This is a genomic window from Neisseria sp. P0021.S007, assembly GCF_051956855.1.
Genome location: NZ_JBQCXA010001331.1, coordinates 1 through 497, shown reverse-complemented (window position 1 = coordinate 497; position 497 = coordinate 1). Strand labels below are relative to the sequence as shown.

Here is a 497-nt window from a genome sequence, read left to right as displayed (position 1 = left end):
GCCGAAAACGGAAGAGTGGCAAAGTTCGCACACAATTCCGTATTTTGAATCACTTGCCGATGCTGCAATGCCTTATCTGCCTGGAAAAGATACCGCAATGTCCCATCTTTCGGGTAAAGCGGCTGAAGTTGAAGAATTGGATGATTAAGTTTGACGGATTCAGACGGCCTATGGGTCGTCTGAATCCGTTTTTATTTGCGTAAATTTAGCATCATATTGTCAACAATTTGAGCAAACTCATCTAAATTATTTTATAATGACGGCTTACCCATTTAATCTTCAAACTCGGAGAAGCACGATATGTGTGGTGTATTAGGTTTGGTTAGTCATGAGCCAGTCAATCAGATGTTGTATGATGGTTTCCAGATGTTGCAACACCGTGGTCAGGACGCAGCAGGTATTGTTACTGCCGAAGGCAATATATTTCATATGCACAAGGGCAAAGGCATGGTGCGCGAAGTGTTCCGTACCCGTAATATGCGCGACTTGGTCGGTAA

1 pseudogene is annotated in these 497 nt (G+C 43.5%); it reads left to right on the top strand.

From position 1 onward, the window contains the following. Window positions 1-300 precede the first annotated feature (300 nt). Window positions 301-497 (top strand): annotated as a pseudogene (locus ACTHUR_RS19005) (amidophosphoribosyltransferase); the annotation flags it as partial.